Source organism: Rhizobium sp. 01L410 (assembly GCF_056400165.1).
In genome coordinates this window covers 80,434-95,378 of sequence record NZ_JBFTST010000005.1, presented here as the reverse complement: position 1 = coordinate 95,378, position 14,945 = coordinate 80,434, and the positions used below count along the sequence as shown (strand labels likewise).

Below are 14,945 nucleotides of genomic sequence, written 5' to 3'. Positions count from 1 at the left end.
TCGCCGCATTTAACGGCGAAGCAGAATTCTGGTTCCGCCGAACTATTTCGAGGTCGGATTTTGGTTCCCAGCGAGCCTTATCCGGCGTAGACGCTCGCTCTTTTCGTGGCACAGTCGCCGCTCCTCGTCGGCGAAGTCCATAGCAATCTTGTTGGTATGTTCGAAAGCTGCCGCCCGTTGCTCCACAGTCAGTGTCTTTCTGATCCTGCTCACCATGATAATTTTCCTTTGGGGATTTCGTCCATATGGGAAGGTGTGGCCGCTCCTTCAAACGCATCAACACGCTTTGTCCAGTAATGGACGCGTCACGTCACGGTCTTGAGAAGGGATCGCTACGACCCCATTTTAGATCGGCCACACCAAATCACACGAGCCTCCGCAGCGGCGTCCGCCGGCGCATGCGTGAGGCTTGCGCGCGGGGTGAGAGGGTCGCTCCCTTTCCTGAAGGTCGAGCGCCCTCGGACCCTTTGGTTTCGGAGAAGGCCAATAGCCGAAAAAAAGGCCCTCTCACGGGGGGTGAAGAGGGCCGTAAATATCAGGAGATCGGTCAATGGAGGTCGCCATCGGCCGACTGACAGCGGACACTGTCGTCGCCTAACGTAACGGAACGAGAGGGCTCCGGTATCCCTAGATTTCGCCATGGGCATGGAGCCGCTATCTATCTGGGCTCCATGGGTGGGCGCGATTGCCAGACAGTGCTCAGACGGCGGCGATCGCGAATGATCCTGTCACAGCCAAAATCGTTTGGGGACACGCAATGGCCGCCGAAAAGTTATCCGGAATAGTGATCGGCCCCCTTGGACTAAGCCATCGTCTAGCGTTTACTCCGATGGTGCAGCGGGCAGGGCGCGTTTGTGTTCCGACGCACGATACATCGTCACGATGCGGTCCAGCGAGCTTTGTTTGATTTCCTTGCCTTCCAGAAAATCGTCGATCTCGTCGTAGGTTACACCGTAGGCATCTTCGTCGGGCCTCAACGGAGCATCGCTCTCTAGGTCGGCCGTGGGGGTTTTGAACACGAGTTGCTCGGGTGCGCCGAGATGTTGGGCGAGGGCACGAACACGACGCTTGTTGAGGCCCGACAAGGGTAGGATGTCGGCCGCTCCGTCTCCGAACTTCGTGTAGAAGCCCATCAATGCTTCCGCTGCATGGTCGGTGCCGATTACGAGGCCGCGCGTGGCACCCGCTAGAGCGTACTGGGCGATCATGCGCTGGCGAGCTTTAACGTTCCCCAAATGGAAGTGGAAGCGGTCAACCTCCAGAAGGTCACCTGCGTCTTTTGATATGGCCGCCATCATAGCGTCGGCGGCCGGCTTGACATCAATGGTGACGATCCTGTCGGGTTTGATGGTATCCAACGACAGTTGCGCGTCGACCTCGTCTGCCTGGTCGCCGTAAGGCAGCCTCACAGCGGCGAACCGCGCATCGTAGCCAGAAGCTCGGAGATTCGTGACTGCGCGCTGTGCCAACAACCCGGCGGTGAGGGAGTCGACGCCTCCACTGATACCCAGGACATAAACGCGGCATGCCGATGCCCGCATGTAGTTCTCCAGGAAAGATATGCGTTTTGCCGCTTCCGCATCCAGGCTGAATACTCTGGAGACGCCCAGTCGTCCGATTATCGCTTTTTGCACAGGCAGCATGTCTGTCTTCCATCCCAAAATAGAAACTTCTCAAGTGGACGTGTCTCACATGTGGCGAAGCTCACGAAATGATGGAGCCTGAAGGGCGAACACGTGCCAACTGATCTCCCGTCTCGGCATCGTAAATCGAAAGATCGACGACAAAGTCTCCTGACTTGGCAAGCTGATCAAGAAGGGTCGCCGCTAGTCGAAGTGCACAGATCGGATTGACCGCGATGTCCATGGTCTCTGTACTGGACAAGGCAAGCCGGGCCAAATGGCTACCGTCATGAAGGGGGGCGAACATCTGAAAGCTTTCCACCTCAAGATAGGCATCTGCCTCGCCTTCGGTCGTCGGACGGCGGCTCGTGAAGAGCTCTGCGAAAGAAAGCTTCTGATCTTTGGAGAGCATAGGTTCAGTCCCTCAGTGATTGGTTATTTGTATGTGTTGGAATAAGGGATCAGACGCAGAACCGGATAGGCAGTCCTTCGGGCACAATGAGACGACAAATCCGACCGGTCACTGTCTCGAAATCACCTCGATTAGTGTTGCATTCGCTAGTTGGACCAGCGGACCGTCTAGTGTGCAGTCATAAAATTGTCCTAGCAACGAATGGGCTACAGCGAGACCCTTATGGGGGTAGGCTTTCATGAAGATCGCCGCCGCCGAGTCCGTCCACCCGTCATCAACACGCAAGATGTAGTCGATTCTACCATATCATGATTTTTGCGAAGCAATTCTGCCGGCAGAACCAAATTTGAACCCCCACGGGTCGGTCACCGCGGATGAATGCCGAGCTCTGGCCCAAAGGCAATTTTCTCCTAGATAGGCAGAAATTGGCACGCGTTTGCGCGCCGACGTCATTTAGAGCTTTTAAAACACGTGGTGAAGTTTAACGAAGAGGTGAATGCAATGATTTCGAAGACCTTGGCAGCGATGATTGCGGGCACTTTCGTTGCCGTTGCAGCCATCGCACCGGCCCATGCCGATGCGGTTAAGATCGGCAGCAAGAATTTTACAGAGCAGTTCGTCGTCGCTGAAATCTATGCCCAGGCTTTGGAGAAGGCGGGCGTTGAAGTGGATCGTCATCTGAATCTTGGCGCGACGCTTGTTGCGCACACCGCTTTGACCAACGGCGAAATCGATCTCTATCCGGAATATACCGGCACCGCTCTCGCGGCAGTGGTTAAGGGCGACCTGTCGGGCTCCGCTGACAAGATCTATTCCGACGTCAAGGGTTATTACGAGAAGAACCTGAAGCTGACGCTTCTCGAGCCGACAAAGATCAATAACGGCTACGCGATTATTACGCTGCCGGAGACGGCCGAGAAGTACAAGCTCAAGACCTTGAGCGACCTCGGCCCTGTTTCCAAGGACCTGACCTTCGGCGCAGAGGGCGGGTTCAGCGAACGCAAGGACGGTCTGCCGGGCTTGAAGCAGACCTACGGTATCGAATTCAAGGAGTTCAAGATATTCGCAAAGCTCGGAATTCGTTACAGCGCCTTGACCAGCAAGGACCTCGATGTCTCCTACGGTTTCGCGACGGATTGGCAGATCTCAGACAACAAGCTCGTCATCCTTGACGACGACAAGAACCTCTTCCCGCCTTACTATCTCGTGCCTGTGGTCCGCCAGGACGCTCTCGCTAAGAACCCCAAGATTGCCGAGGTACTGAACAAGATCAGCCCGCTACTCGACAATGACACGATGCGTGGTCTCAACGCCAAGGTCGACCGCGACAAGGAAGAACCGGCAGACGTCGCCGCGGAATTCTTGAAGTCGCAGGGCATCTGATTACGGTGAAGGTTTTCATTCCCCCGGAAGCAAAATGCGGCCAAGTTCTCTGCTTGGCTGTATCGGCGTGACAGCAGGCAGGATCGTTTCCATTTGAACTGGGCACCTAAGCACATTCCCGAGATAGCGCTTGCCGTCTGGCAGCACCTTCTCCTGTCGATCACGTCGGTGCTGATCGGCATGGTGATTGCGCTTGTGCTCGGAATTGCTTGCGCGAGGCGTCCAAGGCTCTACGCCTTTGCACTGACCGTGACGAATATCATCTTCGTTATTCCAAGCCTTGCGCTGTTTGCACTCTTGATCCCATTCGTCGGGCTTGGCATGGAGCCGGCGCTTATCGGGTTGTCCTCCTACTGTCTGCTGATCCTCCTGCGAAACGTCGTTACAGGCATTCGCGGCGTTCCGGCCGACGTGCTCGAGGCTGCAGACGGCATGGGCTACGGCCGCTGGCAGAGGCTTTTTCGGGTCGAGCTGCCGCTTGCGATGCCGCTGATCATATCAGGGACGCGCATCGCGCTTGTCACGGTGATAGGCATTGCCACGGTTGCGGCGTTCATCGACGGTGGCGGGCTTGGAACCATCATCCTGATCGGCATCGACCAGGAGTATCCCGAGAAAATATTTGTTGGTGGCATTCTGACGGCGCTTCTCGCGATCATCTTCGATTTCCTTCTGACGCGCGCTGAAAAGCGGCTCGTTGGCTGGCAGTGAGGTTGGCGATGCTGAGCACGGCCTTCTTCTGGATTGTCGACCATCAGACGGAGTTTTTCCGCGCCCTTGGGCAGCACCTCCTGATGTCGGGCATTTCACTTGCCATCGCGCTGGTGATTGCGTTGCCGCTCGCGGTACTGATCGTGACCAATGGCCGACTGGCGTTCGCCGTGATCAATGTCATCAACGGCTTGAGGACGGTCCCGAGCCTGGCGATCCTAGCGATCATGCTGCCGCTTCTGGGCATTGGCCTCATGCCGTCAATCGTGGCTCTCACTGTGCTCGCGCTGCCACCTATCCTCCTGAACTCCTTTGTTGGCCTGCGCGACGTCGACGCGGACGCGGTCGAAGCTGCAATCGGCATGGGAATGAGCCGCAGCCAGCTATTGCGAAAAATCCGCATCCCGCTCGCCGCGCCCGCGATGTTTGCCGGTGCCCGCACCGCTGCCGTCCAGGTTCTGGCAGGTGCGACGCTTGCTCCTTTCATCGGCGGTGGCGGGCTCGGCGATTTTATCGCTACCGGCATCGGCGTGATGGACATGTCCCGTCTTCTGGTCGGCGCTGTGCCGATCGCCATACTCGCGCTGACGACCGAATTCGTGCTGGGGCGCGTCGAGAAACTGCTTTTTTCAGAGAGAGCTGCCGTATGATCCGCATGGAGAACGTCACCAAGCGCTACGGCGAAAGCACTGCGCCGTCGGTCGATAACCTGACGCTCGACGTGCCCGAGGGCTCGACAGTCGCGTTGATCGGCCCGTCCGGTTGCGGCAAGACGACGACGATGCGGATGATCAACCGCCTGATCGAGCCGACGGAAGGACGGATTTTCGTAAACGGCGAAAACGTCACGGAGGCTGATCCCGTGAAACTGCGCCGGCATATCGGTTACGTCATCCAGAACGTCGGGCTTTTTCCCCACATGACGATTGGCGAGAACGTCGCCGCAGTTCCGAACCTACTAGGGTGGGAACAAGCCCGAACCGCCAAGCGCGTCGATGAATTACTCGATCTGGTAGGGCTCGATCCGGGCGAAATGCTGAAGCGTTATCCGCGTCAGCTTTCGGGCGGCCAGAGGCAGCGCATCGGCGTTGCCCGCGCTCTTGCGGCCGATCCATCCGTGCTGCTCATGGACGAGCCCTTTGGAGCGATCGATCCAATCGCCCGCACACGCCTCCAGGACGAGTTTCGCCAAATCCTGAAACGCGTTCGCAAGACCGTGGTGCTCGTGACCCACGATCTCGACGAGGCGATTCGACTGGGTGATCGTATCGCCATTATGAAGTCGGGCAAGATCGTCCAATATGATACGCCGGACGCTATCCTCTCGCGCCCGGCAAACGCTTTCGTATCGAGTTTCGTCGGCATCGACAGGGCGATCAAACGTCTCAGTCTGTTTTCAGTTGAAGACGCCATGACGGCGGGACCGTCACCGATGACGGCCCCCAGTGTTCCAAGTAACGCCAATCTGCGCGAAGCCCTGTCGCTCATGGTTGCAGCAGATTGCGACCAGCTGGCGGTCGTCGACGGTGACGAGGTCATCGGGAGACTGACGCGTGATGCGATCTTTTCGATTTGAAAATGGAGATGTCCATGCTTCTCGGATTTTCGCTTACCCCTTTCGGACATCACTTGTCGGCGTGGCGCGACGGCGCGGACGTCAAAGAGCTTTCATTTGAGGCGCTTCTGTCGCAGCTGGTAAAGGTCGAGAACGCCGGCTTCGACTTCGCGCTGATCGCGGACCTCCATGGTGCTAGGCCGCTGGATGCGCTGTCTTCTATCGCGACACCCTTCGAGCCCACGACGCTCGTTGCCGCGTTTGCCACCAAGCTTGAGCGTCTCGGGTTGCTCGCAGCAGCGGCCACATTTCAGCACGAGCCCTACAATCTTGCACGCCGCTTTGCATCGCTCGATCAGATCAGCCAGGGCCGCAGCGGCTGGTTTAACATCCCGTCAGCGGGTGAGCCCGCGCGCGACAGTGAGTATATCGATCTCGTCCGGGCTCTCTGGGACAGTTTCGAGGACGACGCGTTCGTGTACGATAAGCAGAATGCCCGCTTCTTCGATCCCACCAAGATGCGTGTTCTCAATCATCAGGGCGAACATTTCTCGGTCCGGGGACCGCTCAACGTCAACAGGTCGCCTCAGGGCCGGCCGGTTATCGCGCACCTTTTGACGACTGCGGACTATGCCCTTGCTGCCGAGTTCGGCGAAGTGGTCCTGCTTCAGGAGACATCGGGAGAAGGCACAGTCGAAGCTGTTCAATTGTTCGAGGCCGCGCTGGAGGCGGCTGGTCGCTCGCGCGGCGATGTGCGGCTGCTGTCGAACGTCGTTCCCTTCGCCGCCGCCACCCGCGAGATCGCGCAAGCGCAATACGATAGGCTGCAGAGCACGAATCTCGACGTGCTTGCGGGACTTGTTCCGATCGGCAGCTTCACCGAAATCGCCGACGCGCTTCAGACGTGGCAGACAGCGGCGAAGGTCGATGGTTTCACGATCCTGCCGCCGACATTGTCGGCCGCGGACGCTTTCACTGCCGACGTTGTGCCGGAATTGCGCAGGCGAGGGCTGATCGAGGCAAAAACAGGCAAGACGTTGCGGTCGCAGCTTGGACTTCCACGTCCTCCCCATCCTGCCACTGAAGAGAGCGCATCATGAGCAGCGATCGCAAGATGCGTCTTGGGGCCTTTCTGATGGCCGGCGGCCATCATGTCTCTGCCTGGCGTCATCCCGACGCCCACGCGCCCGCTGGTGTCGACATTGCCCATTTCATCGAGCTTGCGCGCACAGCGGAACGTGGCAAGTTCGACATGATCTTCGTGGAGGACGCAGCCGCAATCCGCGAGCGCAATCCGGATATGGCGAGCCAGGCGGCCCGCTCCACCGGGTTCGAGCCCTTGAGCCTGCTGGCGGCCCTTGCCGTCAACACCTCGCATGTCGGCCTCGTCGCAACGGCGTCGACCACCTACAACGATCCCTACGGGCTGGCCCGGACCTTCGCCTCGCTCGATCAATTGAGCGGCGGTCGGGCGGGGTGGAACCTCGTGACGTCGGCGAGCGAGCTGGAGGCCGAGAATTTCGCAAGCAGCGGCTTGCGTCCGCATTCGGAGCGGTATGAGCGTGCCGAGGAGTTCGCCAACGCGGCGCTCGCTCTGTGGGATGGCGTCGACCAGGGGGCGTATCTTCCGCGGGGGGAAGGGAGGTTCTTCGACCACGACAGGCTCCATCCGCTCTCCCATCGCGGAAAGCACTTCACCGTCGGGGGGGTGCTCCAGAGCCAAAGGTCGCCGCAGGGCCGCCCCATCATGGTTCAGGCAGGAGCTTCCGACGTCGGCAAGGAACTGGCGGCGCGTACTGCCGATGTGGTGTTCGCCGCGTCGCAGACGCTGGGGGAGGCCAAGGCTTACTACGACGACGTCAAAGCGCGGATGGCCAAATACGGCCGCCAGCCCGACGACATCAAGATCATGCCGGGCATCTCGCCGATCATTGGGTCCACCGAAGGCGAGGCGAAGGCCAAATATCGCGAGCTCCAGGAACTTATCCCGGACGCGGTCGGCGTCGCCTTGCTGGCGAGCTATCTGAGTATCCAGGACCTCTTGGCCTATCCGCTCGACGGGCCTCTACCCGACATGCCACCGACCAATCTGATCCAGAGCCGGCAGCAGTTGATCATCGATCTCGGCCGGCGCGAGAACCTCTCCATTCGCGAATTGGCTCGCCATTTCGCCGGTGCGCGCGGCCACTGGCAGGTCGTTGGGACACCCGAACAGATCGCCGACGCGATGGAAGAGCGTTTCAGGGCAGGGGCTGCTGACGGTTTCAATGTCATGGCACCGCTGTTTCCTTCGGGGCTTGAGGATTTCGTTACCCATGTCGTGCCGGAACTACGCCGCCGTGGCGTCTTCCGCGAAACTTATGAAGGCAGCACCTTGCGCCAAAACCTCGGCGTCGGTGCCCCGTCCAAACGATAAAAGAGATGACAATGGACCCGATCTATATCGACTACCTGAACGCCTTCGACATCGAAGCACTGGCATTGACGGACGCCGAAATCCTCGCCGCCATCGAGACATCGCTCAAAGCCCAGGGCAATGGCCAGACCGTCATCGAGCCACGGGTCCACCTCGAGCCCGACGCGAGTTTCCACGGACATTTCAACGTGTTGCGCGGTTATGTTGCACCGATCGGCCTTGCAGGGGTCAAGGTCGTCGGCGATTACGTCGACAACTATAAACTTGGCTATCCCTCCGAATTCGGCGTGCTCAACCTCTTCGATCCACGCACAGGCGTGCCAAAAGCGATCCTCGACGCGACTGTCATTACTGATATGCGCACCGGCGCGGTTACCGCGCTCGGCGCACGCCACCTCGCGAAAAAGAACTCCAAGGTACTTGGTCATATCGGTGCGCGGGGTACGGCCTACTGGAATGTCCGTCTTCTCGACCATCTCTTCGATTTTGACGAAATTCGCGTTCATTCGCGACGAACTGAAAGCCGCGAAGCCTTCGGTGCTAAGCTGGAAGCCGATCTCGGGAAGAAGATAACCGTCGTAGACAACTGGCGCGACTGCGTGGAGGACGCCGACATCGTCGTCGAGGCATCGCGTCTTTCCGAACCAGAGCCGATGCTGAAGACGGAATGGATCAAGAAGGGTGCTTTCGTCGTCCCGTATGGGACGATGAGCGCGGTCGAACTTTCGCTGACGGATATTATGGACAAGCTGGTCGTTGATGACTGGGGCCAATGCAAATCCGGCAAATTCGGCTCGCTGAGGGCTCACGTGGAGACCGGCCGCCTCTCGGAACAGACATTGCATGCCGAGCTTGGCCAGGTCGTCGCCGGGTTAAAGACGGGGCGCGCGAACGACGACGAGACGATCCTCCTTTGGCATCGTGGCCTGTCGCTGAGCGATATAGCCCTTGGGCATGCATTGTTGATGAGGGCCCATAAGGAAGGCATCGGCCAGAGGCTCAGATTCGCATGACGATCGAGTTCTCCGGTGCAGATGTCACGATCGAGGATATCGCCGCGATTGCCAGAGATGATCAGGAGGTCGCCGCATCCTCAACCGTTCGCGGCCGTCTGCTGACCGCTCGCCGCATCCTCGAGGAGGCGGCAGCAGCCGGGCAACAAATCTACGGGATGAATACCGGCCTTGGGGCAAACCTCAAGACGGCGGTCACTGGCGATTTCGAGGCTTTCCAGCTGACCCTCATTCGTGGACGGGGGATGGCCGTCGGCGAGCCGCTGAAACGCGACGCGACGCGCGCGGTGTTGGCCACGCGGATCGCCACGCTGGCAGTTGGCGGCTCGGGCATCTCGCTTGAGGCCTTCGAGGCGCTGCTTGCGATGCTGAATGCCAGGGTGCATCCTGTCATGCCGTCGCTGGGTTCGATCGGCGCGGGCGATCTCGTCGTGCTTTCTGCCATGGCCCGCTCGCTTGTGGGTGAGGGCGAGGCTGAGTTCCTGGGGACGCTCCACCCTGCGAAGGAGGCTTTGCGGCTGGCCGGCCTTTCGCCTGCCCGGCTGCTGCCGAAGGATGGGATTTCCCTCATCAACGCATCCGCCTTATCCGTCGGAACAGGCGCTCTGTTTCTCTTCGATGCGGAACGCATTTTCGACGCCCAGCGGAAGGCAGCCAGCCTGACATTCGAGGCGCTTGGTGGAAATCCGCTTATCCTGTCTCCGGGAATACAGTCCGCCCGTCCGGCAGCCGGGCAGGCAGAGGAAGCGGCGCGCCTGCTGAGCGCGCTCGAAGGATCGACACTGTTCGAGACAACAACGGCCCTGCAGGACCCTCTCAGCCTTCGCTGCCTCGCACCCATTCATGGTTCCCTGGCGACGGCGCTCTCTGCAGCCAGGTCCACTGTCGAGACCGAGCTTAACGCGGCGGCCGACAACCCGGTGGTGCTGATCGACGAAAAGCGGGTTCTGTCGAGCGGAAATTTTCATACACCATCGCTTGCACTGGCTTTCGAGACACTTGGCCTCGCGGTCGCTCAAGCGGCTTCGGCCTCCGCTGGCCGTTTCATCCAGCTGACCGGTTCGGCCCGAAATGGCTTGCCGCGCTACCTTTCTCTCGCCGGCGGACCATCGGCCGGTTTCGTGCCTTTGCAGAAGACGGTCGCGGCGCTGATGGCTGATATCCGGCACAAGGCCAACCCGGTGATGCTCGATTTCCTCACCGTGTCCGAGGGCGTGGAAGACCATGCGACGCAATCGGCGCTTGCCGTTCGAAAATTCGGCAAGATGCTCGACCTGTGGCGGCTTGTCATTGCCTGCGAATTACTCGCCGCCGCTCAGGCCGTCGACCTGCGTCCGCACCATCGGTGTGGTCGAGAGACGGCAAAGACGCATTCGTTCGTTCGCGTTTTGTCGCCGTTCGTTGAGGAAGACCGCCCTCTCGGCGAAGATGTCGCCGCTGTCGCTGACCAGCTGTTAAGGGTGTGACCTTTTCGAGCTGAAGCCGAGCGCCGATCGGCACGTCGCTTAGCTGGCGATCGCCGGTCTCACCTGGTTGACTGGGAAACAGACCTCCCGTCACAGCCGGTACTATCTTCCTATATTCCGTGAATGAGAGGTCGTAAGCCACGGATTCTGCCCGTGAATCGACGGTGCGCGCCGCGAATGAGAGGTGTTGGTCATGCAACAGAAAATTTCCGCTATTTCGCGCTTGGTGCTTCCGACCTCAAACGCTCCCACCGATTTTCTCGGAGGGCTTTGGCTGGAAGCCGATATTTGAGAATGACGAAATAGTCTTCTGCCAAAGAGCGGGTTCGTCCTCGGACTTTCCGCAGATCGTCGTTGGAGGACGACATCTCTCGCGAGGCTGGTCCCGGTCCAGCAGCAACATCGCTTTCGCACAACGTCCCCAAACAGGACGAAGTAGAGCCGCTCCTCGAAAAGTTGGTGCAGGCTGGGGAACACTCATCCGCAAAGTTGACGCGCCCGGCCACGGGGCTTTCGTAGGTACGTCGACGACCCCGACGGCCACGCATGGGAGGTCGCATATAATCCAACACGGGCATGCGACATCGACGGCCTCGTGACCTTCGGCGAGTAACGAGGCATAAGGTCGCATCTTCAAAGATGTAGTCGCCAGACACTCACCGATAGGAACCGCTCCGCGCGCGCGCTCGGAACCTTTCGGGCTCTAAAGCGCTTCCGTCACCATCTTCGGTGGCGGGAGCAACACGCATGATTAACGATCTTTGGTACAAGAACGCCGTTGTCTATTGCTTGTCGGTCGAAACGTTCATGGACTCGAACGGTGACGGCGTCGGCGATTTCCAGGGGCTGCAGCGCCGTCTCGACTATTTGGCGGGCCTTGGCATCACAGCGATATGGCTCATGCCCTTCCAAACGTCACCAGGACGAGATGACGGCTACGACGTGTCCGACTACTATAACGTCGATCCTCGTTACGGCACGCTCGGTGATTTTGTCGAGTTCACGCATGGCGCAAAACAACGGGGCATTCGCGTTCTTATCGATCTCGTCGTCAACCACACGTCCGACGAGCACCCCTGGTTCAAGGAGGCAAGGGCGGATAAGGACTCCCGTTACCGAGACTGGTATGTTTGGTCGAAGACGAAGCCGGAAAACGCCGACGAAGGGATGGTGTTTCCAGGGGTCCAGAAGTCAACGTGGACGCGGGACAAGCAATCCGGCGAGTACTATTTCCACCGCTTCTACGATTTCCAACCCGACCTGAATACCGCGAACCCGCTCGTCCAGGCTGAAATTCTGAAAATCATGGGTTTTTGGATTCAGCTCGGCGTTTCGGGCTTTCGCATGGACGCCGTGCCTTTCGTCATCGCCGAGAAGGGAGCAGACGTCAAGAAACCCAGGGAGCAGTTCGAAATGCTCCGGACGTTCCGGGAATTTCTTCAGTGGCGGAAGGGTGACAGCATCATCCTCGCCGAGGCCAACGTCGTGCCGAAGGAAAACCTCGAATATTTCGGCGATGACGGCGACCGAATGCAGATGATGTTCAACTTCCATGTCAACCAAGCGCTATTCTATGCAATGGCAAGTGCTGATACTCGACCGCTCGTCAAAGCGATGCGTGACACTGGAGACCTGCCGAAGACCGGGCAGTGGGGCGTGTTCTTGAGGAACCATGACGAACTTGACCTCGGCAGGCTCACGGAAAGTCAGCGGCAAACAGTGTTTTCCGCGTTCGGGCCAGAGAAGGACATGCAGCTATACGACCGCGGCATTCGGCGCAGGCTTGCGCCCATGCTTGGGGGAGACGTCCGCCGGCTCAAGCTGGCGTACAGCCTGATGTATTCGCTACCTGGCACACCCGTCCTCCGATATGGCGACGAAATCGGAATGGGCGATGACCTGACGCTTCCCGAGCGGAATTGCGCGCGCACCCCGATGCAGTGGTCCAACGAACCGCAAGGAGGTTTCACCAAAGGCGAGAAGCCGGTCCTACCGGTGATTTCCGATGGGCCATATGGATACGATCACGTCAATGTCGCGTTTCAGCGCCGAGACAGCGAATCCATGCTGAACTGGACTGAGCGGATGATCCGCATGCGGAAAGAGGCACCGGAGATCGGCTGGGGCGAATTCGCAGTCATCGACTGCGGTGATCCCGGTGTCCTGATCCTGCGTTACGAATGGAGGAGGAACGTATTGGCGATTATCCACAGCTTCCACGACAAGCCTGTCGAGATCAGTTTCCGGATCGAAGACAACGAGGACGCGTCGGTGCTGATCGACATTCTCGACGGCCACGATAGCCATATCGACCAAGGCGGAAAGCATCGAATGGTGCTCGAGCCGTACGGCTTCCGTTGGTATCGATCCGGCGGCCTGGACTACCTTTTGAAGCGTAGCGAAGTGTAAAGAGCGTCGACGGACGCCCATGACGCGATTACGATCATAGCCGAAGATGAAAGCAATCGCCCGATGACCTTGATCGCCGCTGATCGGCTATTGGGATTTTCGTGTGGACACGCCTTCTTTTGAGAACACCGCCACGTTGTAACTAGAGATTCCGAACTACTGCCAAAAGGAATAGCCATCGAGGTGTTTGCGCTGGCTCTAAGGTTTCGCGTAGCATCACGGGATTCAGGGGGGCGATAGCGGTCGCGCCTTCGCCAAAGCCGCCGGCAAACCTCTCCCGCTTTATGAGTCATATTTTTTTGGTCTCGACCAGACCGGAAGTTAGCGGGAATCCGGTTGGCTTTCGGATGGCCGTTCCTATGTTTGATGAAGCCGAGTCCCAAGTGATCGCGACGACCACCGGGTCGGGCGGCGAAGGCAAGGTTTTACAAAAGGAGCGTCCGGTGAACTCGATCGAGCAACTGTGGGAGTGGCGGCAAACCATTGCGGATCTCTACTGTAATATCCGAACGAGCGAAGACCCCGCGATCGCCTGGCAAACGTGGTGCGACACCCGTTCCCAACTGTTCCGGGGGCATCCCCAATCACCCATCGAGGCCCAGGACCGACAAGGTTATCAGGGCCCCGCAATGTTTCCCTATGATCCTTCGCTGCGTCTGACTGTCCGCCTCGAGGAAACACGCGAGGAACGGATCACCGTTGCGACGGGCGCTGATGGCGAGTTGACCATGCGTGCCTTCTCACGTACCGGCGGGTTACAGGATGTGCTTGGAGGAGAACTGACGCTTTACTGGATCGAGGGCTACGGCGGCGGAGTATTCCTACCTTTCACTGACGCCACCTCAGGCAACGAAACGTACGGAGGCGGGCGCTACCTTCTCGATACGATCAAGGGCGCCGACCTCGGTACGTTGCGCCCGGACGGAAGCGCCATTCTCGACTTCAACTTTGCTTATTTCCCGTCCTGCTCGTACTCCAGCCGTTACGTCTGCCCACTGGCACCGTCGGGCAATCGCCTAAGAGGCGCGGTGCGGGGCGGGGAGCGTTGGGGGTAGGGTCTTGAAACAGGTCATGCGAAAAGGTAGCAGACTGCGACAGACGCTGTTGGGGCGACGAGCGCGCGCGGACTCGGGGGCATCAGACGACGTTGCTAGAAAACGACGGGACCACCACACCGTTATCCCCTGCGAGCCGAGCCCCCGTATCGCGTTACCTCCCTGAACAACCACGGGGAACCGAGATGAATAAGCTGTACGCGTCGTAGAATATGAGATGCTCATCCGCCTCTTCTTGGCAGACGTACTCGATATTGACGCGGTTTTCACCGATGTCGATATGCCGGACTGAGCGGCATTGACCTCGACAAGATGTTGGTTAGCACGATCCCCCGCGTTGGCATCGTGGTGACGTCATAAAGGGTGGATATTCCACGGAGCGACCTGCCCGCGGATGCACGGTTCCAGCCAAAGTCTCACAACGCGATGATGGCAGTGAGCGCCGTTCAGAACGTCATTCAAGCGACCACCGTTGTCCGCGCTGAGAGAGCATCTTGATCTCAGTCGATCGACTGCCGCCCGCCCTGAACGGTAGAAGGGATTGCCTCTTCCCATTCAGCGTATGCTTGCTCGCCTTCCGTGTGAACGACCATCACCGATCCCGGCTCCAAGGTGACCGTGGTGTAGAGATCAGTTCTGCGGCGGTATTCGGTGAGACCAAAATCAGTCATCTGCAGGTCGACCAAGCGGCCAGCAATTGCTGAGGCCCAGAACCGTGGCTTGGCGACGAGCAAACAGGTTGCGAATGTCATATAAGACGCTGCGACTGACGGTACCGACAGGCTCCGTTACGTGGCTACCGAGGACATCGGGCCCCTCGTGGAGGAGCGGCGCGGTAACTCAGAAGAAGAGGATATGGCTTTCATGCCGGAACGGATGACGCCAAGGCTCTAGCCGCCGTCA

Annotated in this window: 13 protein-coding genes; 10 read left to right on the top strand and 3 right to left on the bottom strand. The window is 58.9% G+C overall.

From position 1 onward, the window contains the following. Window positions 1-821 precede the first annotated feature (821 nt). Both nadE and AC1DV9_RS12535 read right to left on the bottom strand, forming a co-directional pair. Window positions 822-1,643 carry an ammonia-dependent NAD(+) synthetase gene (gene nadE, locus AC1DV9_RS12540; RefSeq protein WP_477948135.1) on the bottom strand — a complete coding sequence of 274 codons (822 nt, stop codon included), beginning with the start codon at window positions 1,641-1,643 and terminating at the stop codon, window positions 822-824. Window positions 1,644-1,704: 61 nt separating this feature from the next. After that, window positions 1,705-2,034: a hypothetical protein gene (locus AC1DV9_RS12535; RefSeq protein ID WP_477948133.1), complete on the bottom strand. Its 330-nt coding sequence runs from the start codon at window positions 2,032-2,034 to the stop codon at window positions 1,705-1,707. A gap of 501 nt (window positions 2,035-2,535) precedes the next feature. On the opposite strand from AC1DV9_RS12535, the gene AC1DV9_RS12530 reads away from it, so the two are divergent. The 10 genes from AC1DV9_RS12530 (at window position 2,536) to AC1DV9_RS12485 (ending at window position 14,042) form a co-directional block, all read left to right on the top strand. Then, window positions 2,536-3,417: a glycine betaine ABC transporter substrate-binding protein gene (locus tag AC1DV9_RS12530; RefSeq protein WP_112446071.1), complete on the top strand. Its 882-nt coding sequence runs from the start codon at window positions 2,536-2,538 to the stop codon at window positions 3,415-3,417. Between the two features lie 93 nt (window positions 3,418-3,510). After that, window positions 3,511-4,128, top strand: a complete 618-nt coding sequence (locus AC1DV9_RS12525) for an ABC transporter permease (RefSeq protein ID WP_112389250.1) — start codon at window positions 3,511-3,513, stop codon at window positions 4,126-4,128. An 8-nt stretch (window positions 4,129-4,136) separates the two neighbouring features. Further along, complete coding sequence (locus AC1DV9_RS12520) at window positions 4,137-4,778, top strand: ABC transporter permease (RefSeq protein ID WP_477948131.1); 642 nt, start codon at window positions 4,137-4,139, stop codon at window positions 4,776-4,778. Beyond that, window positions 4,775-5,704, top strand: coding sequence for an ABC transporter ATP-binding protein (locus AC1DV9_RS12515; RefSeq protein ID WP_310295334.1), 930 nt, complete (start codon window positions 4,775-4,777; stop codon window positions 5,702-5,704). The genes AC1DV9_RS12520 and AC1DV9_RS12515 overlap by 4 nt, the downstream gene beginning before the upstream one ends. Window positions 5,705-5,718: 14 nt before the next feature. Next, window positions 5,719-6,783, top strand: coding sequence for an LLM class flavin-dependent oxidoreductase (locus AC1DV9_RS12510; RefSeq protein WP_477948129.1), 1,065 nt, complete (start codon window positions 5,719-5,721; stop codon window positions 6,781-6,783). Continuing rightward, the gene (locus AC1DV9_RS12505) at window positions 6,780-8,099 is read left to right on the top strand and encodes an LLM class flavin-dependent oxidoreductase (RefSeq protein WP_477948127.1); all 1,320 of its coding nucleotides are present in this window, start codon (window positions 6,780-6,782) and stop codon (window positions 8,097-8,099) included. Before AC1DV9_RS12510 ends, AC1DV9_RS12505 begins: the two co-directional genes overlap by 4 nt. Before the next feature lie 11 nt (window positions 8,100-8,110). Continuing rightward, entirely contained in the window at window positions 8,111-9,112 is a 1,002-nt protein-coding gene (locus tag AC1DV9_RS12500; protein WP_477948125.1) for an ornithine cyclodeaminase family protein, read from the top strand. Beyond that, a complete protein-coding gene (locus tag AC1DV9_RS12495; RefSeq protein WP_477948123.1) occupies window positions 9,109-10,578 on the top strand; it encodes an HAL/PAL/TAL family ammonia-lyase in 1,470 nt (489 codons plus the stop codon). The genes AC1DV9_RS12500 and AC1DV9_RS12495 overlap by 4 nt, the downstream gene beginning before the upstream one ends. A gap of 747 nt (window positions 10,579-11,325) precedes the next feature. Further along, the gene (locus AC1DV9_RS12490; protein ID WP_477948121.1) at window positions 11,326-12,987 is read left to right on the top strand and encodes an alpha-amylase family protein; all 1,662 of its coding nucleotides are present in this window, start codon (window positions 11,326-11,328) and stop codon (window positions 12,985-12,987) included. A gap of 359 nt (window positions 12,988-13,346) precedes the next feature. Next, complete coding sequence (locus AC1DV9_RS12485) at window positions 13,347-14,042, top strand: DUF1684 domain-containing protein (RefSeq protein ID WP_477948119.1); 696 nt, start codon at window positions 13,347-13,349, stop codon at window positions 14,040-14,042. A gap of 500 nt (window positions 14,043-14,542) precedes the next feature. Here the strand turns inward: AC1DV9_RS12485 and AC1DV9_RS12480 are convergent, their stop codons facing one another. Continuing rightward, the gene (locus tag AC1DV9_RS12480; protein ID WP_477948117.1) at window positions 14,543-14,794 is read right to left on the bottom strand and encodes a hypothetical protein; all 252 of its coding nucleotides are present in this window, start codon (window positions 14,792-14,794) and stop codon (window positions 14,543-14,545) included. Window positions 14,795-14,945: the final 151 nt, after the last annotated feature.